Origin of the sequence: Cohnella baijiui, from assembly GCF_020731285.1 — a bacterium.
Classification (GTDB): Bacteria; Bacillota; Bacilli; order Paenibacillales; family Paenibacillaceae; genus Cohnella.
This window is the reverse complement of the sequence record NZ_JAJFOW010000467.1, coordinates 1-216: the sequence shown is the minus strand read 5'-3', so window position 1 is coordinate 216 and position 216 is coordinate 1. Positions and strand designations below refer to the sequence as shown.

At 40.3% G+C, this 216-nt stretch carries 1 protein-coding gene; it reads right to left on the bottom strand.

What is annotated here, in order from left to right:
• A partial coding sequence (locus tag LKX83_RS33410; RefSeq protein ID WP_227887614.1) for an N-acetylmuramoyl-L-alanine amidase occupies positions 1 to 216 on the bottom strand: 216 nt, incomplete at both ends.

Sequence of the window (216 nt, the reverse complement as noted above, 5' to 3'; positions counted from 1 at the left end):
CGTCATTAATCTGCGTTCTTGGTGGTTGCTGATAAATCCCATTTCAACAAGAATGGTAGGGCAAATCGAATGATTGAGCATATAAAGTCTTTTTCCGGGCTGAGGAAGTTCGGTAACCTTGAATAAATTATTCAAAGAATGCTGGACCGTATCAGCAAGCATAAAGCTTTGATTGTTTTTTTGATACAGTACAATCGGGCCGTGTGACGAGGTATC